The organism is Rubrivivax gelatinosus (assembly GCF_016583785.1).
Classification (GTDB): Bacteria; Pseudomonadota; Gammaproteobacteria; order Burkholderiales; family Burkholderiaceae_C; genus Rubrivivax; species Rubrivivax gelatinosus_B.
This window is the reverse complement of record NZ_NRRU01000035.1, coordinates 1-25473: the sequence shown is the minus strand read 5'-3', so window position 1 is coordinate 25473 and position 25473 is coordinate 1. Positions and strand designations below refer to the sequence as shown.

Below are 25473 nucleotides of genomic sequence, written 5' to 3'. Positions count from 1 at the left end.
TTCAGCGGCGCGTCGGCGCCTCGAACTGCACGCCGTCGGCTGCCAGCGCCTGGCGCAGGCCGCGCGCGAAGGCGAGCGCACCGGGCTGGTCGCCGTGCAGGCACAAGGTGTCGGCGCGCAGTGCGACGAGGCGGCCGCTGCGCGCCTGCACGTGCCCGTCCAGCATCCGCCGCACCTGGGCCAGCGCGGCCTGCTCGTCCTCGATCATCGCGCCCGGCGTGCCGCGTGGCGCGAGCGAACCGTCGTCGTCGTAGGCGCGGTCTGCGAACACCTCCTCGGCGACCTGGAGCCCGCGGGCCGCGGCGGCGGCCACCATCTCGCTGCCGGCCAGGCCGTAGAACACCAGCCCCGGGTCGACGTCGTGCACCGCCTGCGCCAGCGCATCGGCCAGCGCGCGGTCTCGTGCCGCCATGTTGTAGAGCGCGCCGTGCGGCTTGACGTGGTTCAGCCGGCTGCCGGCGGCATGCACGAAGGCCGCCAGCGCGCCGACCTGGTAGACCGTCATCGCGTAGGCGTCGGCGGGCGAGACCTGCATCACGCGGCGGCCGAAACCCTGCAGGTCGGGCAGCCCCGGATGGGCGCCGACCCGCACGCCGCGCGCCACCGCCGCGCCGGCGACGCGGCGCATCGTCTGCGGGTCGCCGGCATGGAAGCCGCAGGCGATGTTGGCCGAGGTCACGTGCTCCAGCAGCGCCAGGTCGTCGCCCAGGGTCCAGGCGCCGAAGCCTTCGCCCATGTCGCAGTTCAGGTCCAGGGTATTCATCGTTTCGTCTCCTCGGTGGCGGCGCGCGGGTCGCCGTCGTGCGCGCCCAGCAGCGCCAGCCGCAGCCGCTGCAGCCGGCGTTCGCGGTCTTCGATCAGCGCCTGCGCCAGATCCAGCGTGACCAGCTCGAAGCGCACGCGCTGGCCCGGTGCCAGCTGCGCCAGCATCGGCAGGTCGACGCCGGCGACGTGCGCGATCTTCGGGTAGCCGCCGGTGCCGTGGCGGTCAGCCATCAGCACGATGGGCTGGCCGTCGGGCGGCAGCTGCACGGTGCCGAAGGCGACACCTTCGGACAGCATCTCGTCCATGCGCGCCGGGGCCAGCGCCCGGCCCTGCAGCCGGTAGCCCATGCGGTCGGACTGCGGGCCGATGCGCCAGTCCTGCGACAGAAAGGACTGCTGCGCCTCGGGGCTGAAAGCGCTCCAGTGTTCACCGGCCAGCACCGCCAGCGTGGCGCAGGCGTCGGGGGCCGGGTCGGGCAGCAGCGCCAGCAGGTCCGGCGCCGGCGCTCCGCGGCGTGCGGCCGCGGGTGCCGTGCGCCGCAGCGGCAGCCGGTCGCCGGCACGCAGCGCGCGCCCGTCCAGGCCGCCGAAGCCGCCGCGGGTGTAGGTGCTGCGGCTGCCCAGCACCGGTGCCAGGTCGAAACCGCCGGCCACCGCCAGGTAGGCGCGCAGCCCGGCTTCGCGCGTGCCGAAGCCGAGCACGGCGCCAGCGGGCAGGTCCAGCGCCTGCATCGTCGGCACCGGCCGGCCGTCGACCTGGGGCCCGAGTTCGGCGCCGGTGATGGCGATGCGCACCGGGCACTCGAAGCGCAGCGTCGGCCCTTTGAGCAGGATCTCCAGCGTCGCTTCGTCGGCGGCATTGCCGACGAGCAGGTTGGCCAGGCGGTGCGACCAGCCGTCCATCGCGCCGCCCACCGGCACGCCTTCGCGCTGCCAGCCCCAGCGGCCTTCGTCCTGCAGCAGGGTCTGCAGGCCGGGTTCGACGACCTCGATGTTCATCGCCGCTGCGCCGCCTGCAGATCGTGGAAACGCGCCTCGTCTATGGCCTCGAAGCGGATGCGGTCGCCCGGGCGCAGCAGGCTGGGCGCGGCCGCCTGCGGGTCGAACAGGCGCAGCGGCGTGCGCCCCAGCAGCTGCCAGCCGCCGGGGGTTTCGAGCGGGTAGATGCAGGTCTGCTCGCGGGCGATCGCCACCGAGCCCGGCGCGATGCGCGTGCGCGGCGTCGCGCGCCGCGGCATGCGCAGCGCCGGGTCCAGCCCGGTGATGAACGGAAAACCGGGTGCGAAGCCGAGCATGCAGACCTCGTGCGCCGACGCCAGGTGGCGGCGCACGACCTCGGCGGCGTCCAGGCCGCAGGCGGCCGCGACCGCTTCCAGGTCGGGGCCGGCTGCGCCGCCGTACCAGACCGGCACCACGACCTCGCGAGCGGCGCCGGCGCGCGGCAGGCGCAGCCGTGCCAGGCTCTGCTGCAGCCGCTCGCGCAGGCGTTCGTACGGTGGCCGCAGGTCGCCCGCTTCGCCCGGCACGCGCTCGGGCCGGTAGTGCACGGTGACGCTGGTGTAAGCCGGCACCACCTCGTGCACGCCGGCGGGCGCGTCGCGTTCGAGCTGGCGTGCGGCGGCGCGCACGCGCCGCGTGGTCTCGGCGCCGACCTCGTGGCCCAGGCGCAGGATCAGCGCGCTGTCGCCCAGGGGTTCGATCCGCAGGTCTGTCACGCCGGCTCAGCCCATCGCGCCCGGCAGCGCCAGCACGATCTGCGGGAACACCGTGATCAGCACCGTGGCCAGCACCAGCAGCAGGAAGAAGGGCAGGGCCATGCGCGCCAGCTGCAGCAGCTGCAGCCCGGTGATGCCCTGGATCACGAACAGGTTGAAACCCACCGGCGGCGTGATCTGCGCCATCTCGACCACCAGCACCAGGTAGATGCCGAACCACAGCGGGTCTATGCCCGCGGCCTGCACCGCCGGCATCAGCACCGCCGCGGTCAGCACGACGATCGAGATGCCGTCGAGGAAGCAGCCGAGCAGCATGAAGAAAAGCGTCAGCACCACCAGCAGCTGCCACGGCGCCAGCCCCATCGCACCGATCCACGACGCCACCGTCGACGGCAGCCCGGTGAAGCTCATCGCCGAGGTCAGGTAGGCCGCGCCCATCAGGATGAAGGTGATCATGCAGGAGGTGCGGGTCGCGCCCAGCAGGCTGGCGACGAAGCTCTGCCGGTTCAGCGAGCCGCCGAACGCGGCGATCGCGAGCGACCCGATGACGCCGACCGCGGCGGCTTCGGTCGCGGTCGCCAGGCCGGCGTAGATCGAGCCGATGACGGCGACGATCAGCACCGTCACCGGCAGCAGCAGGCGCAGCCGCTTCAGGCGCTCGGCCAGCGGCACGCGTTCGCCTTCGTCGGGGATCTGGTCGCGGTGGCGCAGCGACCACAGCGCGATCCAGCCCGAGAACAGCGCCATCAGCATCAACCCGGGCAGCACGCCGGCGGTGAACAGGCGCACGATCGACACCTGCGCGGCGACGCCGTAGACGATCATCACGATCGACGGCGGGATCAGCAGCCCCAGCGTGCCGGCGCCGGCCAGCGAGCCGATGGCGATCGCCTGCGGGTAGCCGCGGCGCGCCAGTTCGGGCAGCGTGATGCGGCCGATCGTCGCTGCCGTCGCCGCCGACGAGCCGCTGACTGCGGCGAAGATGCCGCAGCCGATGACGTTGACGTGCAGCAGCCGCCCCGGCAGGCCGCGCACCCATGGGCCCAGGCCGGCGAACATGTCTTCCGCCAGCCGCGTGCGGTAGAGGATTTCGCCCATCCAGACGAACAGCGGCAGCGCCGTCAGCGCCCAGCTCGCGGTCGAGTTCCAGACCGTGGTCGAGAACAGCAGACCCGGCGGCGTCGAGGTGAAGAGCAGCAGCCCGGCCAGGCCGCAGCCGAGCAGCGCGAGCGCCACCCAGACGCCCAGGCCGAGCGCGATCAGCAGCAGCACCATCAGGAGTGCTGCCTGGGAAAGTTCGTTCATGTCGGTTGTGGGCGCGGCCCGTGCTTCATTCGGTGGCGGCAACCGGGCTGCTGCCCGGTGCCGGGTCCAGCCCGCGCAGCAGCCGCCCCAGGCGCTCGGCCAGCAGCGCCGCCAGCAGCGTCAGCCCGATCGGCATGCACAGCTGCGGGATCCACATCGGCAGCGCCAGCATGCCCTGTGCGACCTCGCCGTACTGCCAGGAGTCGTAGACGAAGACTGCGGCGTTCCACGCCGCCCAGGCCGCCAGGCCGAAGCCGATGGCGCTGGAGACGATGTCGAGCAGGCGCGCGGTGCGCGCCGGCAGCCGCTGCAGCACCAGCGTCACGCGGATGTGTTCGCCGTGGCGCATCGCGTAGGGCAGGGCGAGAAACGCCGAGGCCGCCATCGACCACGCGGCAAAGTCGTCGGCCGCCGGGATCTGGCGCCCGAACAGCCGGGCGACGATCTGCGCCGTGATGACGACGCCGATCATCGCCAGCGCGACGGCGGCCGCAGCGCCGGCGGCGGCGCACAGTCGGTCCAGAAGTTTCATCGCCGGCTCCGTCGCGGCCGGGCTCAGCGCTGCACCGACTCGAGCACCTTGGCGCCGTCGGCGCCGGCGCGCTTGAGCCATTCATCGGCCATCGTGCGGCCGATCTTGGCGAGCTCGGCGGCGATCGCCGGCGGCACCGGCTGCACCTTGACGCCCTTGCTTGCCAGCGTCTGCGTCAGGCCCGCGGTGCGCTCGCGTGCGGCCTGCCAGCCCCGTGCCTCGGCCCGCCGGGCGGCGGCGAGCACCGCCTCGCGTTCGGCCGCCGGCAGCGACTGCAGCGCACGCTTGTTGGCGATGACGATGCTCTGCGGGATGAAGGCCTGGGCGTCGTAGTAGTGCTTGACGTAGTCCCAGGCCTGGGTGTCCACGCCGGTGGCCGGCGAGGTGATCATCATGTCGACGACGCCGGTGGAGAAGGCCTGCGGCACCTCGGCGGCCTGGATCGTCGTCGGCACCGCGCCCATCAGCGTGACCATGCGCGTCGTCGAGGCGCTGTAGGCGCGGAAACGCACGCCCTTGAAGTCGGCCATCGACGCCACCGGCACCTTGGTGTAGATGCCCTGCGGCGGCCACGGCGCGCCGTACAGCAGCACCACACCCTGCTTGTCCAGGCGCTGCGCGATCTGCGTGCGCGCGGCCTTCCACAGCTTCTCGGAGGCGTCGAACGAGGTCGCGACGAAGGGGATGCTGTCGACCTCGAACATCGGGTCCTCGTTGCCCAGTGCCGACATCAGCACCTCGCCGACCGGCACGATGCCCTGCTGCACGCCGCGCTTGACCTCGGGGCGCTTGAGCAGCACCGAGTTCGACTGCACCTTGAACTCGAGCTGGCCGCCGGTGGCCGTCTTCACGTCGTCGGCGAACTGGCGCAGGTTCTGCGTCAGGTAGTTGGCGTCGGGCTGTTCGGCCGACACGTTCCAGGTCGTGGCGGCCTGGGCGTTCAGGCCCAGCAGGGCGGCAGCGGCGGCGGCCGCGACGGCGAATTGGCGTCGGATCATGCAAACCTCGTCGGTGGGTGGAAACCGGCGTTCGCGGCCGGCCTGCGGCGCGCGCCGTCGGCGCTGTCGCGGACTCTCGGGCAAGCGCGGCCCGCTGTCCAACGAGAAATCCTTTAGCCCGGCGACAACATTTGCTGATCGTCGAAGGGCTCGGCCAGCGATCGCACCCACGGCGCACCCTGCTGCGCGCAATAGGCCCGCACGACCTCGGCCGTGAGCTGCTGCGCCGCACGCACCGCCGGGGAGGCGTCGGCGGCGCTGATCGCCGTCACCGTCATAGCCGGCAGCACCGGCCCGGCTCGCTGTTCCAGTTCGCCGCCATGCAGCCATTCGCGCACGAACACGGGCGGGATCGCGGCGATGCCGTAGCCGTCGCGCACCAGCTGGATGATCGATTCGACCGACGGGAAGTTGCAGACCCGCGGCTCGACCTGGCGGTCGGCGAACAGCGCGCGCACATGCGCCTGCGGGCTGGAGGTACGCGAGAAGGTCAGCAGCGGCACGCTCTCCAGGTCGTCGAGCGTGAGCCGGCCGTGGCGGCGCACCAGCTCGGGCCGCGCGATCCAGTTCAGCGGGAACTCGCACAGCGGCGTCACGCGGTGGTCGAGCGTGCCCACCGCCGGTGCATACGGGTCGTTCTGCACCATCACGTCGAGCTTGTGCTGGCGCAGCTGCTCTTGCAGGTTGCGCGCGGTGTCGACGGTGATGTCCAGGTCGATCTGTGGGTGCCGGCGCGCCAGCTGCTGCACCAGCGGCGACAGCCAGGTTCGCACCACCGACTCGATGACGCCGATGCGCACGCGGCCGGCCGGCGGCGCCTCGGGCCGGGTCGAGGCCACCAGCGCGCGCTCGAGCTCGAGGATGCGTTGCGCCTGGCGCACCACCTGCTCGCCGGCGGCGGTGAGTTCGAGCCTGCGCGAGCTGCGCTCGACCAGGTCGACGCCGAGTTCGTCCTCGAGGCTGGCGATGCGCTGCGAGATCGCCGCCTGCGTGGCGTTGAGGACCTGCGCGGTCTCGCGGAAGCTGCCGACACGCGACAGCACGACCAGGGTTTCGAGGAAGCGGGTGTTCATGGGCGTCGGTGCGGCCGCGGCGATGGCGCCCGGCGCGCAGGGCGCAAGCAAGTCGCGTGCGGGCCGCGGTCGCGGTGGCTTACGTGATATCCACATCCGCGCCGCCCGGGGGCGCTGCCAGAATCCGCCTCGCTTTGGCTGGAGGAGACAAGCCTTGAAAATCAAAAGCCAGAAGGATTTCTGGTCGGGCCTGATGTTCGTCGTCGTCGGTGCCGGATTCGCTTGGGGCGCGCAGGAATACAGCTTCGGGTCCGCGGCGCGGCCGGGGCCGGCCTACTTCCCGTTCGGCCTGGGCGTGCTGCTGGCGCTGCTGGGTGCGATGGTGCTGTTCAAGGCGCTGACCATCGGCACCGAAGACGGCGACCCGGTCGGCCCCTGGGCCTTCAAGCCGCTGCTGATCATCGTCGGGTCGGTCGCGGTGTTCGGCTGGGCGCTGCCGCACCTGGGCATGTTCATCGCGCTGCCGCTGCTGGTGCTGAGTTCGGCCACCGCGGGCGACGAGTTCCACTGGAAGGGCGCGCTGATCAACGCGGTGGTGCTGACCATCGGCTGCTGGGCGGTGTTCATCAAGGGACTGAGCCTGACGATCCCGTTGCTGCCTTCTTTCATCGGCTGAGGAGCGCGACGACATGGATCTGCTGAACAACCTGGCGCTCGGCTTCGGCGTCGCCTTCACCTTCCAGAACCTGGCCTACGCCTTCGGCGGCGCGATGCTGGGCACCTTGATCGGCGTGCTGCCGGGCCTGGGGCCGGTGGCGACGATCGCGATGCTGCTGCCCAGCATCTACGCGCTGGACGCGACGCCGGCGCTGATCATGCTGGCCGGCATCTACTACGGCGCCCAGTACGGCGGCTCGACGACCGCGATCCTGATCAACGTGCCGGGCGAGTCGAGCTCGGTCGTGACCGCGATCGACGGCTACCAGATGGCGCGCCGCGGCCGTGCCGGTGCGGCGCTGGCCGCCGCCGGCCTGGGCTCGTTCTTCGCCGGCTGCGTGGGCACGATCATCATCGCCGCGTTCGCGCCGCCGCTGACCGAGCTCGCGTTCAAGTTCGGCCCGGCCGAGTACTTCAGCCTGATGGTGCTGGGCCTGATCGGCGCCGTCGTGCTGGCCTCGGGCTCGCTGGTCAAGGCGATCGCGATGATCGTGCTGGGCCTGCTGATCGGCCAGGTCAACACCGACGTGATCTCGGGCGTGCCGCGCTACAGCTTCGACATTCCCGAGCTGACCGACGGCATCAGCTTCGTCGCCATCGCGATGGGCGTGTTCGGTTTCGGCGAGATCATCGCCAACCTGGGCCAGCCGACCGAGAAACGCGAGGTCTTCACCAAGGACGTGAAGGGCCTGTGGCCGACCAAGCAGGACTTCAAGGACGCCTGGCCGGCGGTGCTGCGCGGCACCTCGCTGGGTTCGATCCTGGGCGTGCTGCCCGGCGGCGGCGCGCTGCTGGCGTCGTTCGCGGCTTACACGGTCGAGAAGAAGATGGGGCTCAAGGCCGGCGAAGTGCCGTTCGGCAAGGGCAACATCCGCGGCGTCGCCGGGCCGGAGTCGGCGAACAACGCCGGCGCCCAGACCTCGTTCATCCCGATGCTGACGCTGGGCATCCCGCCGAACGCGGTGATGGCGCTGATGGTCGGCGCGATGACGATCAAGGGCATACAGCCGGGGCCGCAGGTGATGACCAGCGATCCGCAGCTGTTCTGGGGCCTGATCGCGTCGATGTGGGTCGGCAACCTGATGCTGGTGGTGCTGAACCTGCCGCTGATCGGCATGTGGATCAAGCTGCTGACGGTGCCTTACCGTTTCCTGTTCCCGGCGATCATGGCCTTCTGCTGCATCGGCCTGTACACGCTGAACAACAACAACTTCGACGTCTACATGGGCGCCGGTTTCGCCGTCGTCGGCTACCTCTTCTACAAGCTCGGCTGCGAGCCGGCGCCGCTGCTGCTGGGCTTCATCCTCGGGCCGATGATGGAAGAGAACCTGCGCCGCGCGCTGCTGCTGTCGCGCGGCGACTGGACCACCTTCGCGACGCGCCCGCTGTCGGCCGGCCTGCTGGTCGCCGCGCTGCTGATGGTCGTCGTCGTGATGCTGCCGTCGATCAAGTCCAAACGCGAAGAGGCGTTCCAGGACGCGGATTGAGGGCGAGCTCCGCGAGCCCGCGGCCTGCAAGGCGATTGAGGACGTGAAAGAACGAGGCCCCGCGGGGCCTCGTTTTCGTTTGGCGCGCCGCGCATCCCTGCGCGCGCGTCGGAAAGGCCAGGGCCGTTAACCTCGGCGTCCTGCTGCCGTTCACCGACTCTTGAAACTCCCTGCCGCTCTCGCCCCGCTGGAAAGCCAGATCTTCCGCGGGCTCTGGTTCGCCTGGCTGGCGGCGAACATGACGATGTGGATGAACGACGTCGCCGCCGCCTGGCTGATGACGATGCTCACCCCGAGCCCGACGATGGTGGCGCTGGTGCAGACCGCGTCCACGCTGCCGGTCTTCCTGCTCGGCCTGCCCAGCGGCGCGCTCGCCGACATCGTCGACCGCCGGCTCTACTTCGCCGGCACCCAGCTGTGGGTCTCGCTGGTGGCGCTGCTGATCGCAGCACTCGCGCTCGCCGGCATGCTGACGCCCTCGCTGCTGCTGCTGCTCACCTTCCTCAACGGCATCGGCCTGGCGATGCGCTGGCCGGTGTTCTCGGCGATCGTGCCCGAGGTCGTCGGCCGCGACCACCTGCCGGCGGCGATGGCGCTCAACGGCATCTCGATGAACATGTCGCGTGTCATCGGGCCGGTCGTCGCCGGAGCGCTGCTGGCCTCGGCCGGCACCGCGGCGGTGTTCGTGCTGAACGCGCTGCTGGCCGGTGTCGCCTTCGTGCTGATCCTGCGCTGGCGCGCCCAGGCGCGCACCAGCGTGCTGCCGGGCGAACGGTTCGTCGGCGCGATGCGTGTCGGCCTGCAGCACGTGCGCCAGTCGCCGCGCATGCGCGCCGTCGTCGTGCGCGTGTTCCTGTTCTTCCTGCAGTCGAGCGCGCTGCTGGCACTGCTGCCGCTGGTGGCCAAGGGGCTGCAGGGCGGTGGCGCCGGCACCTTTACGCTGCTGATGGCCAGCCTGGGCGCCGGCGCGATCACCGCCGCGCTGCTGTTCCCGCGCTGGCGACAGCGTTTCGACCGCGACGACTTCACCACCTACGGCACCGCGGTGCAGGCGGCCGCGGCCGCGGTCGCGGCCTTCGTGCCCGAGGTCTGGATGGCGGTGCCGGCGGTTTTCATCTCGGGCATGGCCTGGATCTCGACTGCCAACACGCTGTCGGTCTCGGCCCAGCTCGCGCTGCCCAACTGGGTGCGGGCGCGCGGCATGGCGATCTACCAGATGGCGCTGATGGCCGGCACGGCCTTCGGCGCGATGCTGTTCGGCAAGCTCGCCGGCCTCGTCGGCGTGCCCGAGGCCATCGCCACGGCCTCGGTGCTGGGCGCGGCGCTGCTGCCGCTGGCGCGGCGCTGGTCGGTCGAAGGCGCCGACGTCGACTTCTCGCCCGCGGTGCCGCGCGCCGCGGCCGAACCGGCGATCGAGATCGGCCCCGACGAAGGCCCGGTGATGGTCACCGTCGAGTACCTGATAGACGACGCCGACGTGCCCGAGTTCACCGCGCTGATGCAGCTGACACGCGCCGCGCGGCTGCGCCAGGGGGCGCTGTCCTGGGCGCTGTTCCGCGACACCGCGCTGCCCGGGCGCTGGGTCGAACACTTCGTCGACGAGAACTGGATCGAGCACCAGCGCCGGCTGGAACGTTTCACCGCCGAGGACGCCGGGCTGCGCGCGCGCCGCACCGCACTGCACCGCAGCGAAGAGCCGCCGCTGCTGCGGCGTTTCGTCGCCGACCGCGCGGCGCCGCCGCACCGCGCTTGATGCCGGCTTGACGACTGGCGAAGCCCCGCCGCGGCACGCGTGCCGGCGGCTGGAGACAATGCGCCGATGGACTTCGCCACCCCCGACTACTTCGACTGGAACGCCGGCTACCCGAGCCGGCGTCTGCCGGTGTTCGCGCGCAACCTCGTTGCCACCTCGCACCCGCTGGCGGCGCAGGCCGGCTTGCGCATGCTGGCCGCCGGCGGCAACGCGGTCGACGCCGCAGTCGCGGCGGCGGCGGCGATGACCATCGTCGAGCCCTGCAGCAACGGCCTCGGTTCGGACGCCTTCTGCATCCTCTGGGACGGCCAGCGCCTGCATGGCCTCAATGCCTCGGGGCGCGCACCGCAGGCCTGGACCCCCGAGTACTTCCGCCGCCGCCACGGTGCCGACGCGCGCACGCCGCCGGTGCGCGGCTGGGACGCGGTGACGGTGCCGGGCGCGGTCTCGGCCTGGGTCGCGCTGGCCGAGCGGTTCGGCCGCCTGCCGCTGGCGCAGCTGCTCGAGCCGGCGGCCGAGATCGCCGAACGCGGCTACGCGGTGCCGGTCGTCGTCGGCGAGAAGTGGGCCGCGGCGGCGGGCGTGCAATCCCTGGTGTCGCAGCCGGGCTTCGCCGAAACCTTCCTGCCGCGCGGGCGCGCACCGCGTGTCGGCGAACGTTTCACGCTGCCGGGCGCGGCGCGTGCGCTGCGTGCGATCGCCGCGACCCGCGGCCAGGCCTTCTACGGCGGCGAGATCGCCGAGACCCTGGTGCGCCAGGCACAGGCCCAGGGCGGCGCGCAGACGCTGGCCGACTTCTCCGGCTACGCGCCCGAATGGGTCGAGCCGCTGGCAATGGACTACGGCGGCGCCACGCTGCACGAGATCCCGCCGAACGGGCAGGGCATCGCCGCTTTGATCGCCCTGGGCATCCTGCGCCACGCCGGCCTGGACGAACACCCGGCCGACAGCGTCGCCGCCCAGCACCTGCAGATCGAGGCGATGAAGCTCGCCTTCGCCGACGTCTACCGCTTCGTCGCCGAACCGCAGGCGATGGGGCTGACGGCCGCCGACCTGCTGGCGCCCGGCTACCTGGCCGAACGTGCGAAGCTGATCGACCCACGCCGCGCCCAGGACCATGGCGCCGGCAACCCGGTCAAGGGCGGCACCATCTACCTCACCGCCGCCGACGAGAGCGGCATGATGGTCAGCTTCATCCAGAGCAACTACATGGGCTTCGGCTCGGGCGTCGTCGTGCCCGAGTGGGGGCTGTCGCTGCAGAACCGCGGCCACGGCTTCAGCCTGGACGCCGCCAGCGCCAACCTCGTCGCGCCGGGCAAGCGGCCGTTCCACACCATCATCCCGGGCTTCGTCACCGCCGCCGGCCGGCCGCTGATGAGCTTCGGCGTGATGGGCGCCAACATGCAGCCGCAAGGCCATCTGCAGACCTATCTGCGCATGGTCGAGTGGAACCAGAACCCGCAGGCGGCCTGCGACGCGCCGCGCTGGCGTTTCAACGCCGGCCTGGAGATCAACGTCGAGGCGGCGATGGATGCGCGCCTGGTGCAGGGCCTGGCCGCGCTCGGCCACCGCATCGAGGTGATCCAGGACAGCTACCAGGACTTCGGCGCCGGCCAGTTCATCTGGCGCCTGGGTGAGCCCGCCGTCGAAGGCTACGCCGCGGCCAGCGACCCGCGCCGCGACGGCCAGGCGGCCGGGTTCTGACGGTGGCCACCGCAGGCAGCGCCGCCGCCACGCGCAGCCCCGTCGGTGCCGGTCTGGCGCTGGCCGGTGCCGGATCGATCGCGTTCTCGGGCAAGGCCATCATCGCCAAGCTCGCCTACCGCCACGGCGTCGACGCGGTGACGCTGGTGATGTATCGCATGCTGTTCGCGCTGCCGCTGTTCCTGGCGATCGCCTGGTGGGCCGGGCGCGGCAAGCCGCCTCTGTCGCGGCGCGACTGGGGCGTGGTCGCCGGGCTGGGTTTCTCGGGCTACTACCTCGCGAGCACGCTGGACTTCGCTGGCCTGCAGTACATCAGCGCCAGCCTGGAACGCCTGATTCTCTACCTCAACCCGACGCTGGTGCTGCTGCTGGGCGTCGTGCTCTTCGGCCAGCGTGTGTCGGGGCAGCGGCTGGCGGCGCTGGCGGTCAGTTATGCCGGCGTGCTGCTGGTCTTCGGCCACGAGGTCACGCTCGCCGGGCCGCAGACCCTGCTCGGCGCGGCGCTGGTCTTCGGCAGCGCGGTCAGCTACGCGGTCTACCTGGTCGCCAGCGGTGCCGAGGTGCGGCGCCTGGGCGCGATGCGGCTCACCGGCCTGGCGAGCTGCGTCGCCTGCCTGCTGTGCATCGCCCAGTTCGCGGTGCTGCGGCCGCTGGGCGCGGCCATCGTCGCGCCCGAGGTGCTGTGGCTGTCGGTGCTCAACGCCACCGCCTGCACGGTGGCGCCGGTGCTGATGGTGATGATGGCGATCGAACGCATAGGCCCGACGCTGACGGCGCAGACCGGCATGGTCGGGCCGCTGTCGACCATCCTGATGGGCGTGCTGCTGCTGGACGAACCCTTCAACGGCTGGATCGTCGCCGGCACCGTGCTCGTGCTCGCCGGCATCACGCTGCTGGCGCGCGCACGCTGACTGATCGAAGGAGGATCGAGATGGATCTGGGTATCGCGGGCCGCTGGGCCCTGGTGTGTGCGGCGAGCAAGGGCCTGGGCCGAGGCTGTGCCGAGGCGCTGGTGAAGGAGGGCGTCAACGTGGTCGTCACCGCGCGCGGCGTCGAGGCGCTGGAAGCCACCGCGGCCGCGCTGCGTGCGCTGAACCCGGCGGTCGAGGTGCGCGCCGTCGCCGGCGACATCACCACCGAAGCCGGCCGCGCCGCGGCGCTGGCGGCGGCGCCGCAGGTCGACATCCTCGTCAACAACGCCGGCGGGCCGCCGCCGGGCGACTTCCGCGACTGGGAGCGCGAAGCCTGGATCGCCGCGCTCGACGCCAACATGCTGACGCCGATCGCGCTCATCCGCGCCAGCGTCGACGCGATGGCGGCGCGGGGTTTCGGCCGCATCGTCAACATCACCTCGGGCGCGGTGAAAGCGCCGATCGACGTGCTCGGGCTGTCCAACGGCGCCCGCTCCGGGCTCACCGGCTTCGTCGCCGGCCTGGCGCGCCAGCCGGCGCTGGCCGGGCGCAACGTGACGATCAACAACCTGCTGCCCGGCGCCTTCGACACCGACCGGCTGCGCACGACGCTGGCCGCCGGCGCGAAGAAGAGCGGCCAGCCGCTGGAGGCCGTGGTCGAGGCCAGGCGCCGCGTCGCGCCGGCGCAGCGTTTCGGCGACGCGGCCGAGTTCGGCGCCTTCTGTGCCTTCGTCTGCAGCGCGCAGGCCGGTTTCCTGACCGGGCAGAACCTGCTGCTCGACGGCGGCGCCTATCCCGGCACCTTCTGAGGAGGCTCACGCATGGACAGCCTGCCCCCCGACCGCGAGCCGACCCGCGCCGAGGTCGACGCCTTCGACGGCCCGCTGGTGCTGGAGTTCGGCACCGGCTGGTGCCCGCACTGCCTGGGCGCGCAGCCGCTGATCGCGGCGGCGCGTGCCGGCTATCCGGCGATTACGCACCGGAAGATCGAGGACGGCCGCGGCCAGCCGCTCGGGCGCTCGTTCGCGGTCAAGCTGTGGCCGACGCTGGTGTTCATCAACCGCGGCCAGGAGGTCGCGCGCGTCGTGCGTCCGCAGGACGGAGCCGAACTCGAACGCGCCTTCCAGGCGCTGGCCGCAGCCGCCTGATCAGGCGAGCACGATCTTGCGCCCGAACGGCGCCTGGGCGTGGGCGTCCTTCTCGGGCACCGCCCAGACCACCGGCCAGTGCGGCCGGAAACGCGCCGGGCCGTCGAGGTCGGTGAGCACGACGCCGATGTCGGGCAGGTGCTTGTCGGCTTCTTCGAGCAGCGGCGTGAAGTCGGTGCCGCCGCCGCCCTGGAACTGGATGTCGCGCAGGTCCGACTGGCCGGGCTTGAAACGTTCGACCCGCTGCACCCGTTCGTCGCCGACGATCAGCACCAGGCCGGTCTCCAGCCGCCGCGTGATCGACTCGATCTCGCGTGCGAAACGGTTCATCAGCTCGTCCTGGATCGAGCCCGAGACGTCGACCACGACCGCCAGCCGCGGCACACGTTTGGTCTGGCTGTGGCCGGGCTCGAAGGGCATGCGGCGCGAGCCCATGCGGCCCTGGTTGGCGAGATAGGAGCGCGACGGCCGCGACCACGAGGCCTCCAGCCGCGGCGCCAGCGCACGCGCCAGCTGCACCCGCAGCACCTGCTCCCAGGGCGTGCGTGTCTTCGGCAGGTCGGCCAGCAGCGTGCGCAGCATCGAGTGCAGGCCGTCGCCGGCGTGGGCGCGTGTCAGGCGTTCGCTCCACTCGCGTGCGGCCTCGGCCTCGTCTTCCGGGCTGCCGGCACCGTGGCGGCCGGGCAGCAGGTCGGGCACCAGGCCGCGCGCCAGCGAGCGCGCGCGTGCGGCCCGCGGGCCGTCGCTGCGTTCACCGCTGCCGTCTTCGCTTTGCTGGGCGGACTCGGCGCTGCTGCGCTGCGAAGCCTTGCCGTCGGCGCCGCCGGCCTGCTGTTTGCTGCCCTGGCGCTTGCCGTCGCGGCCTTCGCTGCGGCGGTCGTCGATCTCGCGGTACAGGCGCTCGACGTCCCATTCCAGCAGCGCCTTGTCGATGCTCTGCTCGATGCCCAGCGCGCTGGCCAGCAGCCGGTCCAGCGTCACCGCGCTGGCGGGCAGCTCCAGCCAGCTGAGGTGGCTGAGCGTGCTGTCGACGATGGCGTCGGCGCAGAGGTTGAACAGCTGCAGGTCGACGTCGCCGACCACCTGCTGCAGCTCGCCGTAGCGCTGGGCGTGGCGCAGCGCGACGTGCAGCACCTCGTGCGCCACCAGCCCGGCCTGCTGGGGCAGCGTCAGTTCGTCGAAGGCGCGGCCGTACCAGATCGTGTGGCCGTCGGTGGCGATCGTCGGCGCGCCTTCGCCGGCCGCGCGGTCGCGGTGGTGCGCCCACAGCGCGAGGCCGCCGGTGGATGGCGCGAATTCGACCAGGCGCTGCACCGCGCGTGTGCCGCGGTGCAGGTAGACGGAGCCGGGTTCAGGCATCCTGGCCTTCGCGCTGGCGGCGCTCGCTGTAGCGGCGGTAGGCCGCGCTGTCGAGGATGGTGCCTTCCATGCCGCCTTCCAGCGCCTTCTGCATCAGCAGCTCCATCGCCAGCGTCTGCGCCTCGCGGATCGGCAGCGCGACATTGGCGCGCGTGTCGGGCAGCTGCTCGATGATCTCGAGCGCGCGGTCGAGTGCGGCGTCGTCGTTGCTGGCGGCCAGCAGGCCGTAGATCATCCCGTAGAGCGCGTCCAGCGTACGCGGCAGCAGCGCCGCCGTCTCCTCGCCCGGGCGCGCGGCCAGCAGCTTGACGACGTCGGCGCCCGACTGGATCTCGCGCAGCACGCCGAAGAACTCGGCGGCGTTGGCGGCGCCGATGCGGCCCTGCACGAAGACGCGCCGGGTGGCTTCGCCCAGGCCGCTCTTGAGCACGTTGGAGACGTCCTCCCAGCCGCGCGGGCTGGCGCCGATCAGGTGGTCGGCGGCGAGCTGGGCCTGGGTGTCGTCGAGCTTGTCGGGCCGCACCTTCAGGTAGGCCATGACCTCGGGCGCGAAGTCGTTGGCCGCGGCGTGCTGCAGAAAGGCCTCGACCACGGTCTGCACGTTGAAGTGGAACATGCGGTCGGCCAGCGCCGTGCCCATGTCGTGGCAGACCGCGCCGTGAAAACTCGCGTTGCCGGCGGCGACCACCATCCAGCCGGCCGGCAGCTCGTAGCGGCCGACGCGGCGGTCCAGGATCAGCGAATAGGCCGAGACCTGCAGCCGCTGATCGGCGGCGGTGAGCTCGTCCAGGAACAGGATGCCTTGCGGCTGGTCGGCCTGCGGCAGGAACTCGGGCGGGAACCAGACCGTCTTCTCGAGCTGCTCGTCGGCGTAGATCGCGCCGCGGATGTCCACCGGCTCGATCGTCGTCAGGCGCAGGTCGATCAGCGGCACGCCGTGCTGCTCGGCGACCTGGCGCACCACCGAGGACTTGCCGACGCCGCGTGTGCCCCAGAGCATCGACGCGCGCTGGCGCAGCACGGGGCAGGCGAACTGCTCGACCAGCGCGGCCTTGGCCGCGGCGATCGAGACCGGGGGGATGTTCATCGGGTTGCCGAGCATCTTGGTCCAGGTGGAGAGGTTGTCAGGCGGGGTCGGCTGGCGTCACCGGCTCCCAGGAGCCGGCACGCGCCAGCCGCGGCAGCGGCGGGAACTCCAGCCGCGGCATCTCGCCGAGGCAGAAGAACAGCATCAGCAGGAAGGCCGGCGAATGGAACACCAGCATGCGCCAGACCGAGTTCTGCGCCAGCTGGATCATCGGCACCATCGCCGCGCCGGCGATCAGCGCGATGCTGACCAGCAGCGGCACCGCCCGGCGCAGCGTCACGCGCCAGCGCTCGCGGTGCATGCGCTGGTGGAAGACCTGCGGCGGCGCCGCCAGCGTGTGCGCCAGATGTTCCAGCGTGCGCTGGAACTTGCTCTCGGCGTCGGCGCTGCGTTCGCTGCCGTCGCCCTTGAGCCGCAGCGCGCCGCCCCAGCCCTCGCGCAGCCGGGCGATGCAGGTCCAGGGCCAGCCCAGCACCGCCAGCAGGTCGTCGGGCAGCGCCAGCGCACGGCCCGGCGCCGGCATCAGTTCCAGGTCGGCGTTGACACCCGAGACGCTCGAGACCTTCATCTTCACGTCCAGCCCGGCGACACGCGCCTGCGCGTCGGTGAGGATGATCGATTCGACACCGTTGCCCAGGCGGCGCGCGCGGTGCGCCAGCGCCGCGGTCCAGCCCGGCCCCTGGCGGAACTGGCGTGCCGGCGGCACCGCGTGCACCCGCTCCACCAGCTCCTCTACCGCCGGGCCGTCGGCGACCAGCACCGCTTCCAGCCCTTCGGGCGTGCGCAGGCGGCGCGTCACGCGGTGGTCGTCGGCGGCGAAGCTCTCGAGTTCCATTTCTTCTTGCAGCGGCCAGGCCAGCGGCGCTTGCGCCGGGTGTTCCAGCGGCTTGAAACGCAGCCGGCGGGCGATGCGGTCGCTGGTGGCCAGGTCCACGCGCCGGCCGCGCCGGCTGAAGGGCGCGACCAGCTCCAGGATCTCGTGGTGGGTCAGCGGGACGGGGGCGCTCATCGTCTCACCTCGTTCACGGACGGTCGGCGCCGCCCGAAAGGGGCGGCAGGGTCTGCGCAGCCACCGTTTGCGGCCCTGCGCATCGTCGAGTGTGCCGGCTGCCGGCCGGCCTCGGGGTCTTGTCGGCCATCGGGTCGGTTACAGCCGGCCCGCGCCCAGCGATTTGCGCGAATTGTGCCGTGCTGTCGCCGGGTGCAGGGGCCTGTTCGAGCCGGTCTCCCGCATCCGCAGCCCGGTTCGTGTGGCAGTGCGCGTGCCCGCTGCGCCGCGGATCGCCACCCCTGGTGCAGACCCCGATTCCAGGCTTGAGACAACTCAAGGCGAAGAAGCCTCAGCGGTCGCGCAGCACCTGGCGCATCGCGAGACCGGCGCGCCGCCGGGCCTGGGTCGCCGCCTGCACGTAGGCGTGCTCGGCTTCGGCACGCAGCGCCTGCGCGCGTGCCAAGGCGGCCTCGAAACGTTCCGGGCTGTAGCTGCTTTCGCTGGCGATGTGCACGCTGGTGCGCCGCGACGGCGCGCCGTAGCGCGGCAGCAGCACCGACAGCACCGCGCTGCGCGTGCCGGTGCCCGAGCGCGTGCGGATGATCGGCCCGGAGATGCCCGGCGGCAGTTCGCTCGTCTTGTGCGCGCTGGGCGCGCGCTGCAGCGCCACCGGCGCCGGCAGCGCGGCGATGCGGCGCATCAGCTCGCGTGTCGCCTGATCGAATGCCGCACGCGCGCCGCTGCCGTCGCGCGAGTGGTCGGAAAACAGCTTGCTGCCCTGGTAGCGCACCTGCCAGCCGTGGGTGGCGCCGGTGTCGATGCGCTGCACGCCTTGCGGCACGAGGAAACTCTCGCCGCTGAAGATCACCAGCTCGCGGTATTTCATCGTCGATGGGGCGGGGCGCATGGGGGCGATTCTGCCCATCGGCAGCGGCCGCGACCAGCCGCGGCTGCCGTGGCGGCTGCGGCCGGAAATGGACCCCTGATCCGGGGTATCTCTCTGGACCGGCCGCCGCGCGCCGCTTTAGCATGAGGCCATCCGAAGCACGCAACCGGCCGCAGATGGGGCGGATCGCGGGAACCCGTTACCCGGTGCCAAGGAGCTTTCGTCGCCGCGCCGCCACGGCCCCGCGATCCGACGAGAGGGGAGCCCGCAGCCTGACGGCTGTCGGGCTTTGTTTTTTTCTGCGCCGCCCGGTCTCATCCCAGCCGGGTGCGGCCCAGGCGTCTGGCGTTGGCGACCGCCTTGCGGTGTACCGGCGCCAGCCCGGCGGCCATCACCGACTGCGCCGCCGCCTGCCACTGCTGGGGCAGGCCACCGCCGCCATGGCGCGCTAGCCAGGGCGCCCAGCAGGCGCGCCACAGCCCCAGGCTCAGCTGCTGCTGCACGCGCAGCATCTGCCAGCCCATCGCCATCCAGGCGCCAGCGAAGGCCGTGCCCTTCTCGGACACCATGCCGCTGAACTCGCGCCGGTCGCGTGCCGACAGCTGCGGCCCGGCGAAGGCCATGCGTGCCAGCCGGTGGGCGACGACCTGCGGCACCGCGAACGCGAGTTCGGCGGAATGTGTCGCGAGCCGGGACGAGGAGTTGCGTGTGCGCTTGACCATGCGATCACTCTAGGCCTGCGCTGGCGCCGCCGGCGATGCCCACCGCGGCCCGGGGTGATGGCGGCCGACAGGCCGCCGGCATGCGTTTCACCGGCGCCACCGGCGCTCAGGCAGCCGCGCCCCTGCGCCTGCGCAGCAGCCGCCAGACCATGCGCAGCCCCAGCAGCGTCACCACCGCCTCGGCCAGCGTCGCGACGAAAGCCAGCGCCGGATGCCGCCCCTGGGCGCGGCGGCGGAACTTGGCGATCGCGCGGTCGCGCGAGGTCTCGATGCTGTCGTAGAAGCTCGGGATCACCAGCAGCGTCAGGAAGGTGCTGGTGATGGTGCCGCCGATGATCGCGACGGCCATCGGGCGGTAGAACTCGCCGCCTTCGCCGACGCCGATGGCCACCGGCAGCATGCCGGCGATCAGCGCCAGCGTCGTCATCAGGATGGGCCGCAGCCGCTGGCGCCCGGCGGCGGCCAGCGCTTCCTCGCGCTCCATGCCCTCGGCTTCGCGCGAACGTGCCGCGTCCAGCAGCAGGATCGCGTTCTTGGCCACCAGCCCCATCAGCATGATGACGCCGATGAAGCTCATCAGGTTGAGCGTGCCGCCGGTGGCCAGCAGCGCCAGCACGACGCCGATCAGCGACAGCGGCAGCGACACCATCACCGCCAGCGGCGTCGTGAACGAGCCGAACTGCATCACCAGGATCAGGTACATCAGCCCGATGCCGGCGATCAGCGCCGTGCCCAGGTCGCGGAACACCAGTTCCTGGTCGCGCGAGGTGCCGGCCAGCTCGAGCCCGAAACCGGGCGGGAAGTCCATCGAACGCGCGATCTTCAGCGCGTCGGCGGTGACCTCGCCGGTCGAGCGCCCCTGGGCGTTGGCGGCCACCGTGATCATGCGTTTGCCGTCGGCGTGCTGGATCTGCGAGGGCCCGCGGCCCATGGTCACGGTGGCGATCTGCTCCAGCGGCACCAGCATGTTGCTGCCGTTCACCGCGATCGGCAGGCTCTCGATGTTGCCGGCGTCGACCCGGTCCTGGGGGTGCAGGCGCACCGAGACGTCGCGCGTCTCGCCGCTGGGGTCTATCCAGTCGCCGGCCTCGACGCCGGCGAAGGCCACGCGCAGCGCCTGCGCGGCATCGTTGGCCGAGATGCCCAAGGTGTTGGCCAGACCGCGGTCGAGCTCGATCTTCATCTCGACCTGCGGGTCCTGCTCGGACAGCGCGACGTCGACCGCGCCCGGCACCTGGCGCAGCCGCGCCATGAACTCGGTCGTCAGCTCGAGCAGGCGGCGCGAGTCGGGGCCCGAGAAGCGGATCTGCACCGGCTTCTGCGCGCCGTTGTTCAGGTCGTCGATGACGGCGTATTCGGCGCCGACCAGACGCGAGACGCGTGCCCGCAGTTCGGCGGCGATCTCGCTGCCCGAGCGCCGGCGCTCGGTGCTCTTGCCGATGTCGACGAAGACGCGGCCGCCGTTCGGGTTGATCGAGCTGTTCGTCGCCACCGTCTCCGGCATCTCGCGCGCCAGCGCCGCGGCGGCCTCGACCTTGAGCCGTGCGTATTCCAGGCTGCTCGAAGCCGGTGTGCGCACCTCGACGGCGATGGTGCCGACGTCCGATGTCGGCAGGAAGCTGGTGCCGCCGAACTTCGCCTGCAGCGCCAGCGCGGCGACGAAGCTCGCGAGCGCGAACGCCGTCATCCAGCGCCGGTGGTGCAGCGCCCAGCCGACGACGCGACCGTAAGCTTCGGCCAGGCCGTCGAACCATTCGTTCAGGCGCGCCAGCTTCAGCTCCAGCCCCTTCTTCGGCCGCTCGTGGCGCCCCGGCGGGTCGCCCCAGTAGGCCGAGAGCATCGGGTCGAGCGTGAAGCTGACGAACAGGCTCACCAGCACCGAGGCCACGACCGTCAGCCCGAAGGGCCGGAACCACTCACCCGCCAGCCCCGGCATGACGCCGATCGGGATGAAGACCGCGACGATGGAGAAGGTCGTCGCCGTCACCGCCAGGCCGATCTCGGAGGTGCCTTCCAGCGCCGCGCTGAAGCGGTCCTTGCCCATCTCCATGTGGCGCACGATGTTCTCGCGCACGACGATGGCGTCGTCGATCAGCACGCCGATGGCCAGCGACAGCCCCAGCAGGCTCATGAAGTTGAGCGTGAAGCCGCAGGCCCAGACAGCGATGAAGGCCGCCAGCACCGAGGTCGGCAGCGACAGCGCCGTGATCAGCGTCGAGCGCCACGAGTTCAGGAAGACGTAGACGACGAAGATCGTCAGGCCGGCACCGAAGACGAGCGCGTGGATGACGTTGTCCAGGCTGCTCTGCGCCTCCTCGCCGCCGTCGCGTGTGACTTCCAGCGTCGTGCCCTCGGGCAGCGTCTTGCCGATCTCGGCGGCGACGCGGCGCACCTGCGTGGCGACGCTGACGGTGCTGGCTTCGCGCGTGCGCGTGACCATGATGCCGACGTTGGGGTGGCCGTTGCGGATCGAGCGCCCGGTCAGTTCGCCGAAGCCGTCCTCGATCACCGCCACCTGCGCCAGCCGCACCAGCTCGTTGCCGCGGCGCTTGATGACGATCTGGCCGAAGTCCTCGGGGCGCTCGATGCGGCCGACGAGGCGGATGCTCTGGTCTTCCAGCGTGCCGCGCACCTTGCCCACCGGGGCGGTGGCGTTCTGCGCCCGCAGCGCGGCGACGACCTCGGTCACCGAGACCTCGTACTCGCGCAGCTTCTGCGAGCGCAGCAGCACCGACAGCTCGCGCTGCAGCGAGCCGTTGACGTTGACGACGGCAACGCCCGGAATGGCGCGGAAGCGGTCGGCGAGCTGGTCCTCGGCCAGGCGCGAGATCTCGGCGTGCGTCTGCGTCTTCGACGACAGCGCCAGCTGCATGATCGGCTGGGTGTTCGGGTCCATGCGCTGCAGCACCGGCTCGCGCATCTCCACCGGCAGCTTGTGCCGCACCGAGGCGATCGCGTTGCGCACCTCGTCCGATGCCAGCACCAGGTCCTTGCCGAAGTCGAAGACGATGATCAGCGTGGCGCTGCCTTCGGCCGAGGTCGAGCGCAGCTGGTCGACGCCGGAGATGCCTTGCAGCGCCTTCTCGATGCGGTCGACGACCTCGCGCTCCACCGTCTCGGGCGACGCGCCGGGGTAGGGCACCGTCACCGCCAGCACCGGCTGTTCGGCGTCGGGCAGCTGGTTGACCTTCAGCCGCGACAGCGCGAGCAGGCCGAGCGCCATCAGGCCGATGATGACGACGACCATCGCCACCGGCTTCTTGACGCTGAATTCGGAGAGCAGCACGGCGCGCTCCTTACTTCGCCGCCGCGGCCGAGGCGGCGCTGGCGGCGAACTCGAAGCCCTGGCCCGGCTGCAGCGTGCGGCCGGGGTTGCGCAGCACGCGGTCGCCGGCGGCCAGGCCCTTCAACACCGCGTACTGGCCGCTGCGCGGGTCGCGATCGCCCAGCGTCACCGCCACCTTCTGCAGCAGCTTGCCGTCCAGGCGCCAGACACTGGCGGTGTCGCCGCTGCGCACGATCGGGCTCTCGGGCAGCGTCAGCGCGTCGCTGCTGCCGGTCTCGATGCGGCCTTCGGCGAACAGGCCGGCCACGCGCGGCGCCTTGGCGGCGTCGGCGAAGTCGACGATCAGCTCGACCTGGCGCGTGGTGGCGTTGGCGGCGGCGTCGACACGGCGCACGCGGCCGCTGAACTCGGCGTTGCCGAAGCCGTTGACGTGGAAACGCGCCGCCTGCCCGGGCTTCAGTTCGGCGACACGGTCGGCCGAGACCAGGCCTTCGAAACGCATGCTCGCCGGGTCGATCACCTTCACCAGCTCGCGCCCGATCTGCACCGTGTCGCCGACCGAGACGCGGCGTTCGCTGACGACGCCGTCGAAAGGCGCGCGCACCAGCGTGCGTGTCACCTGCTGGCGTGCCGACACCGCGCGCGCCCGCGCTGCGACGAGCTCGCTCTGGGTGTTGTTGCGCCGGATCTCGGCGTCTTCCAGCGCCTGCGTCGAGATCATGCCCTGCTGCTGCAGCGTCCTCAGGCGCTGCACCTGGCGCTCGGCCTGCTCGAAAGCCTGGTTGCTGGCGCGCACCGATTCTTCGGCCGAGGCGAGGCTCTCGCGCAGCGCGGTGTCGTCCAGCCGCATCAGCAGGTCGCCGCGGCGCACCGGCTCGCCGTTGTCGCGCAGCACCTGGACGACGACCGCGGCGACCTCGGCCGCCAGGTCGGCGCGGCGCTCGGGCTGGACCGAGCCCGTGATCACCGGGCCACCGGCGATGGCGCTGGAGGCCACCGTCAGCACGTCCTCGGGTGCGACCAGCAGCGTCGCGGCGGGGGCGGAAGCGGCTGCGGCCGGGCCGGAGGCGCCGGGTTTGCCGCAGGCGGCGAGCAGGCAGGCGAGGCAGACGGCGAGCAGGGCGTGGTGGCGCATGGGCATCGGCTGGGCCGCAGCGGGCGCGGCATCGGTCTGGGGCAAAAGCCGCGAGCGTAACGTGAGCCGGCCTTGCCCGAGCACCGCTGCGACGAACGGGTGCGCGCACGGCGCCGGTGGCGTCGCGGCGGGACGAAACCATGCTTTTGCACCGCGGTTCGTACCGGGGGAAGCACCGGGGCCTTGCGCCCCCGCCCGCCGTGCCGGCCTTCAGCCGCGCTAACCTCGCCAGCCTGGCGCGCCCCCGGCGCGCAGCGCCCATCATGCTGAAGACCCTCAAAGACCTGCTCGATGCCGTCGCCCCGCGCCGCGACGCCGCCGCCCCTGCCGATGCCCACACGCTGCAGCTCGCCTGCGCCGCGCTGCTGGTCGAGGTGATGCGCTCCGATCCGGCGATCACGCCGGCCGAACGCGCCGCGGTGCTGGCCACGCTGCGCCAGCAGTTCGGCCTGGCCGACGACGAACTCGAGCGCCTGGTCGAACTGGCCGAGCAGACGGTGCGCACCGCGCACGACCTGTTCGGCTTCACCTCGGCGATCAACGAGGCCTGGGAGATGGAGCAGAAGATCGCCATCGTCGAGGCGCTGTGGCGCGTGGCCTACGCCGACGGCGTGCTCAGCGCCCACGAGCAGCACATCACCTGGCGAATCGCCGACCTGCTGCACGTGCCGCAGGGCGCTTACGTGCATGCACGCATGCGGGCACGCGAGGCCGCCGGCCTGGCATGACGCAGGCCGGGGCGCGCCGCTTGCCAGGGCTCGTACACTGGCGCCCCGGCCGCGAGCCGGCACCGGCCCCACGCGGGCGGCCCGTGCCGGGCGCCGACGCCCGAATCCGCTCATGACGACGCCCATCCCGCCCAACAAACCTTTTTCGATGATCCGCGAGTTCCACCTCGCGGACTGGTTCACGCTCGGCAACGCGATCTGCGGCATCGGCGCGCTGTTCTCGACCATGACCTACCTCGAGACCGGCCACGTGCAGCACGTGTACTTCGCCGCCGCGATGGTGCTGGCCGCGCTGGTCTTCGACGTGCTCGACGGCCGCATCGCGCGCTGGCGCCAAAAGAGCTCGGCGATGGGGCGCGAGCTCGATTCGCTGGCCGACGTCATCTCCTTCGGCGTCGCCCCGGCCATCATGGCCTACGGCGTCGGCATGCAGGGGCTGTACGACCGCATCGTGCTGGTCTACTTCGTCGCCTGCGGCGTGTCGCGGCTGGCGCGCTACAACGTCACCGCCGAGGCGCTGTCCGAAGGCACCGGCAAGGTCAAGTATTTCGAGGGCACGCCGATCCCGACCTCGATCCTGATCGTCGCGATGCTGGCGCTGGCCGCCGCGCTGGGCGACGTGCGCGAGGCGCTGTGGTTCGGCCAGTACAAGCTCGCCGGCTTCACGCTGCACCCGCTGGTGCTGGTCTACGCGCTGTCGGGCTCGCTGATGATCAGCCGCATCCGCATTCCCAAGCTGTAGTGCGGCGCGCGGCGCGCCGGCCGCGCCCGTTTGCCCGGCGCCTTCGCGGCGCCGTTTCGCCGCCAGCCCGCCGCCAGCCGTTCACGCCCCCGTGCCGAGGAACCTTCCGTGACCGTCTCGCTGCCGTCCCCGCTGTCCTTCTTCCGCCCCGTCGGCGCCATCGGCGCCGCCGCCGCCTGCCTGGCGCTGGCCGCCTGCGCCGCGCCGCCGCTGCAGACCACGCGCCCCGTCGTGCTGCTCGGCGAGGTGCACGACAACGCCGCCGCGCACGCGCTGCGCCTGGCCGCGTTCGAAGCGCTGCTGGCGCGCGGCGAACGCCCGGCGCTGGTGATGGAGCAGTTCGACCGCGAGCGCCAGGGCGCGCTCGACACCGCACGCGCGGCCGGCGGCGACGCCGACGCGCTGATCGCCGCCGCCGGCGGCCCCGGCTGGAACTGGGACTTCTACCGCCCCTTCGTCGCCGCCGCGCTGCGTGCCGGCGTGCCGGTG

General features: G+C 72.0%; 24 protein-coding genes. 10 read left to right on the top strand and 14 right to left on the bottom strand.

Features of this window, described 5'->3' with window-relative positions:
• Window position 1: 1 nt before the first annotated feature.
• From CKO43_RS11120 to CKO43_RS11090, 7 genes are all read right to left on the bottom strand, one after another.
• On the bottom strand, window positions 2–763 hold the full coding sequence (locus CKO43_RS11120) for a LamB/YcsF family protein (RefSeq protein ID WP_200378680.1): 762 nt from the start codon (window positions 761–763) through the stop codon (window positions 2–4).
• Window positions 760–1764, bottom strand: coding sequence for a 5-oxoprolinase subunit C family protein (locus CKO43_RS11115; protein ID WP_200378679.1), 1005 nt, complete (start codon window positions 1762–1764; stop codon window positions 760–762). Before CKO43_RS11115 ends, CKO43_RS11120 begins: the two co-directional genes overlap by 4 nt.
• Window positions 1761–2480: a 5-oxoprolinase subunit PxpB gene (gene pxpB / locus CKO43_RS11110; RefSeq protein WP_200378678.1), complete on the bottom strand. Its 720-nt coding sequence runs from the start codon at window positions 2478–2480 to the stop codon at window positions 1761–1763. The genes CKO43_RS11115 and pxpB overlap by 4 nt, the downstream gene beginning before the upstream one ends.
• Window positions 2481–2486: 6 nt before the next feature.
• A complete protein-coding gene (locus CKO43_RS11105) occupies window positions 2487–3785 on the bottom strand; it encodes a TRAP transporter large permease (RefSeq protein ID WP_200378677.1) in 1299 nt (432 codons plus the stop codon).
• Window positions 3786–3810: 25 nt separating this feature from the next.
• Entirely contained in the window at window positions 3811–4317 is a 507-nt protein-coding gene (locus CKO43_RS11100; RefSeq protein ID WP_200378676.1) for a TRAP transporter small permease, read from the bottom strand.
• Window positions 4318–4340: 23 nt separating this feature from the next.
• A complete protein-coding gene (locus tag CKO43_RS11095) occupies window positions 4341–5315 on the bottom strand; it encodes a TRAP transporter substrate-binding protein (RefSeq protein ID WP_207184982.1) in 975 nt (324 codons plus the stop codon).
• Window positions 5316–5428: 113 nt separating this feature from the next.
• The gene (locus tag CKO43_RS11090) at window positions 5429–6388 is read right to left on the bottom strand and encodes a LysR family transcriptional regulator (protein ID WP_200378675.1); all 960 of its coding nucleotides are present in this window, start codon (window positions 6386–6388) and stop codon (window positions 5429–5431) included.
• Window positions 6389–6542: 154 nt separating this feature from the next.
• Between CKO43_RS11090 and CKO43_RS11085 the strand changes: the two genes are divergently transcribed.
• The 7 genes from CKO43_RS11085 to CKO43_RS11055 all read left to right on the top strand — a co-directional run bounded on the left by CKO43_RS11085 (window position 6543) and on the right by CKO43_RS11055 (window position 14048).
• Window positions 6543–7004, top strand: coding sequence for a tripartite tricarboxylate transporter TctB family protein (locus CKO43_RS11085; RefSeq protein WP_200231714.1), 462 nt, complete (start codon window positions 6543–6545; stop codon window positions 7002–7004).
• 13 nt (window positions 7005–7017) lie between these two features.
• The gene (locus CKO43_RS11080) at window positions 7018–8532 is read left to right on the top strand and encodes a tripartite tricarboxylate transporter permease (RefSeq protein ID WP_200231713.1); all 1515 of its coding nucleotides are present in this window, start codon (window positions 7018–7020) and stop codon (window positions 8530–8532) included.
• Between the two features lie 160 nt (window positions 8533–8692).
• Window positions 8693–10285 (top strand): MFS transporter, encoded by a 1593-nt coding sequence (locus tag CKO43_RS11075; RefSeq protein WP_200378674.1) that lies wholly within the window; start codon window positions 8693–8695, stop codon window positions 10283–10285.
• Window positions 10286–10351: 66 nt separating this feature from the next.
• Window positions 10352–11989 carry a gamma-glutamyltransferase family protein gene (locus CKO43_RS11070; RefSeq protein ID WP_200378673.1) on the top strand — a complete coding sequence of 546 codons (1638 nt, stop codon included), beginning with the start codon at window positions 10352–10354 and terminating at the stop codon, window positions 11987–11989.
• 2 nt (window positions 11990–11991) lie between these two features.
• The gene (locus CKO43_RS11065; RefSeq protein WP_200378672.1) at window positions 11992–12900 is read left to right on the top strand and encodes an EamA family transporter; all 909 of its coding nucleotides are present in this window, start codon (window positions 11992–11994) and stop codon (window positions 12898–12900) included.
• Between the two features lie 20 nt (window positions 12901–12920).
• Window positions 12921–13709: an SDR family NAD(P)-dependent oxidoreductase gene (locus CKO43_RS11060; protein ID WP_200378671.1), complete on the top strand. Its 789-nt coding sequence runs from the start codon at window positions 12921–12923 to the stop codon at window positions 13707–13709.
• A gap of 12 nt (window positions 13710–13721) precedes the next feature.
• The gene (locus CKO43_RS11055) at window positions 13722–14048 is read left to right on the top strand and encodes a thioredoxin family protein (RefSeq protein WP_200378670.1); all 327 of its coding nucleotides are present in this window, start codon (window positions 13722–13724) and stop codon (window positions 14046–14048) included.
• Here the strand turns inward: CKO43_RS11055 and CKO43_RS11050 are convergent, their stop codons facing one another.
• The 7 genes from CKO43_RS11050 to CKO43_RS11020 all read right to left on the bottom strand — a co-directional run bounded on the left by CKO43_RS11050 (window position 14049) and on the right by CKO43_RS11020 (window position 23514).
• On the bottom strand, window positions 14049–15407 hold the full coding sequence (locus tag CKO43_RS11050; protein ID WP_200378669.1) for a vWA domain-containing protein: 1359 nt from the start codon (window positions 15405–15407) through the stop codon (window positions 14049–14051). It abuts the gene before it with no gap.
• Window positions 15400–16494: an AAA family ATPase gene (locus CKO43_RS11045; protein WP_242478158.1), complete on the bottom strand. Its 1095-nt coding sequence runs from the start codon at window positions 16492–16494 to the stop codon at window positions 15400–15402. The genes CKO43_RS11050 and CKO43_RS11045 overlap by 8 nt, the downstream gene beginning before the upstream one ends.
• A 37-nt stretch (window positions 16495–16531) precedes the next feature.
• The gene (locus tag CKO43_RS11040) at window positions 16532–17503 is read right to left on the bottom strand and encodes a hypothetical protein (protein ID WP_200378668.1); all 972 of its coding nucleotides are present in this window, start codon (window positions 17501–17503) and stop codon (window positions 16532–16534) included.
• 331 nt (window positions 17504–17834) lie between these two features.
• Window positions 17835–18392 carry a hypothetical protein gene (locus CKO43_RS11035; RefSeq protein ID WP_242478157.1) on the bottom strand — a complete coding sequence of 186 codons (558 nt, stop codon included), beginning with the start codon at window positions 18390–18392 and terminating at the stop codon, window positions 17835–17837.
• Window positions 18393–18685: 293 nt separating this feature from the next.
• Complete coding sequence (locus tag CKO43_RS11030) at window positions 18686–19093, bottom strand: polyhydroxyalkanoate granule-associated phasin (protein WP_200231826.1); 408 nt, start codon at window positions 19091–19093, stop codon at window positions 18686–18688.
• 106 nt (window positions 19094–19199) lie between these two features.
• On the bottom strand, window positions 19200–22379 hold the full coding sequence (locus CKO43_RS11025) for an efflux RND transporter permease subunit (protein WP_200378667.1): 3180 nt from the start codon (window positions 22377–22379) through the stop codon (window positions 19200–19202).
• 10 nt (window positions 22380–22389) lie between these two features.
• Complete coding sequence (locus CKO43_RS11020; protein WP_200378666.1) at window positions 22390–23514, bottom strand: efflux RND transporter periplasmic adaptor subunit; 1125 nt, start codon at window positions 23512–23514, stop codon at window positions 22390–22392.
• A gap of 263 nt (window positions 23515–23777) precedes the next feature.
• Here CKO43_RS11020 and CKO43_RS11015 point away from each other — a divergent pair, with 263 nt between their 5' ends.
• The 3 genes from CKO43_RS11015 to CKO43_RS11005 form a co-directional block, all read left to right on the top strand.
• The gene (locus CKO43_RS11015) at window positions 23778–24242 is read left to right on the top strand and encodes a tellurite resistance TerB family protein (RefSeq protein WP_200231822.1); all 465 of its coding nucleotides are present in this window, start codon (window positions 23778–23780) and stop codon (window positions 24240–24242) included.
• A gap of 112 nt (window positions 24243–24354) precedes the next feature.
• On the top strand, window positions 24355–24984 hold the full coding sequence (pssA, locus tag CKO43_RS11010; RefSeq protein WP_200231821.1) for a CDP-diacylglycerol--serine O-phosphatidyltransferase: 630 nt from the start codon (window positions 24355–24357) through the stop codon (window positions 24982–24984).
• Between the two features lie 108 nt (window positions 24985–25092).
• On the top strand, window positions 25093–25473 hold a 381-nt coding region (locus CKO43_RS11005; RefSeq protein ID WP_200378665.1), incomplete at its 3' end, for a ChaN family lipoprotein.

Coding starts and splice junctions, on each gene's coding strand:
- CKO43_RS11120 (WP_200378680.1), bottom strand. CDS start 763: ATGAATACCCTGGACCTGAACTGCGACATGGGCGAAGGCTTCGGCGCC.
- CKO43_RS11115 (WP_200378679.1), bottom strand. CDS start 1,764: ATGAACATCGAGGTCGTCGAACCCGGCCTGCAGACCCTGCTGCAGGAC.
- CKO43_RS11105 (WP_200378677.1), bottom strand. CDS start 3,785: ATGAACGAACTTTCCCAGGCAGCACTCCTGATGGTGCTGCTGCTGATC.
- CKO43_RS11100 (WP_200378676.1), bottom strand. CDS start 4,317: ATGAAACTTCTGGACCGACTGTGCGCCGCCGCCGGCGCTGCGGCCGCC.
- CKO43_RS11095 (WP_207184982.1), bottom strand. CDS start 5,315: ATGATCCGACGCCAATTCGCCGTCGCGGCCGCCGCCGCTGCCGCCCTG.
- CKO43_RS11090 (WP_200378675.1), bottom strand. CDS start 6,388: ATGAACACCCGCTTCCTCGAAACCCTGGTCGTGCTGTCGCGTGTCGGC.
- CKO43_RS11080 (WP_200231713.1), top strand. CDS start 7,018: ATGGATCTGCTGAACAACCTGGCGCTCGGCTTCGGCGTCGCCTTCACC.
- CKO43_RS11070 (WP_200378673.1), top strand. CDS start 10,352: ATGGACTTCGCCACCCCCGACTACTTCGACTGGAACGCCGGCTACCCG.
- CKO43_RS11060 (WP_200378671.1), top strand. CDS start 12,921: ATGGATCTGGGTATCGCGGGCCGCTGGGCCCTGGTGTGTGCGGCGAGC.
- CKO43_RS11055 (WP_200378670.1), top strand. CDS start 13,722: ATGGACAGCCTGCCCCCCGACCGCGAGCCGACCCGCGCCGAGGTCGAC.
- CKO43_RS11050 (WP_200378669.1), bottom strand. CDS start 15,407: ATGCCTGAACCCGGCTCCGTCTACCTGCACCGCGGCACACGCGCGGTG.
- CKO43_RS11045 (WP_242478158.1), bottom strand. CDS start 16,494: ATGAACATCCCCCCGGTCTCGATCGCCGCGGCCAAGGCCGCGCTGGTC.
- CKO43_RS11040 (WP_200378668.1), bottom strand. CDS start 17,503: ATGAGCGCCCCCGTCCCGCTGACCCACCACGAGATCCTGGAGCTGGTC.
- CKO43_RS11035 (WP_242478157.1), bottom strand. CDS start 18,392: ATGCGCCCCGCCCCATCGACGATGAAATACCGCGAGCTGGTGATCTTC.
- CKO43_RS11030 (WP_200231826.1), bottom strand. CDS start 19,093: ATGGTCAAGCGCACACGCAACTCCTCGTCCCGGCTCGCGACACATTCC.
- CKO43_RS11020 (WP_200378666.1), bottom strand. CDS start 23,514: ATGCGCCACCACGCCCTGCTCGCCGTCTGCCTCGCCTGCCTGCTCGCC.
- CKO43_RS11015 (WP_200231822.1), top strand. CDS start 23,778: ATGCTGAAGACCCTCAAAGACCTGCTCGATGCCGTCGCCCCGCGCCGC.
- pssA (WP_200231821.1), top strand. CDS start 24,355: ATGACGACGCCCATCCCGCCCAACAAACCTTTTTCGATGATCCGCGAG.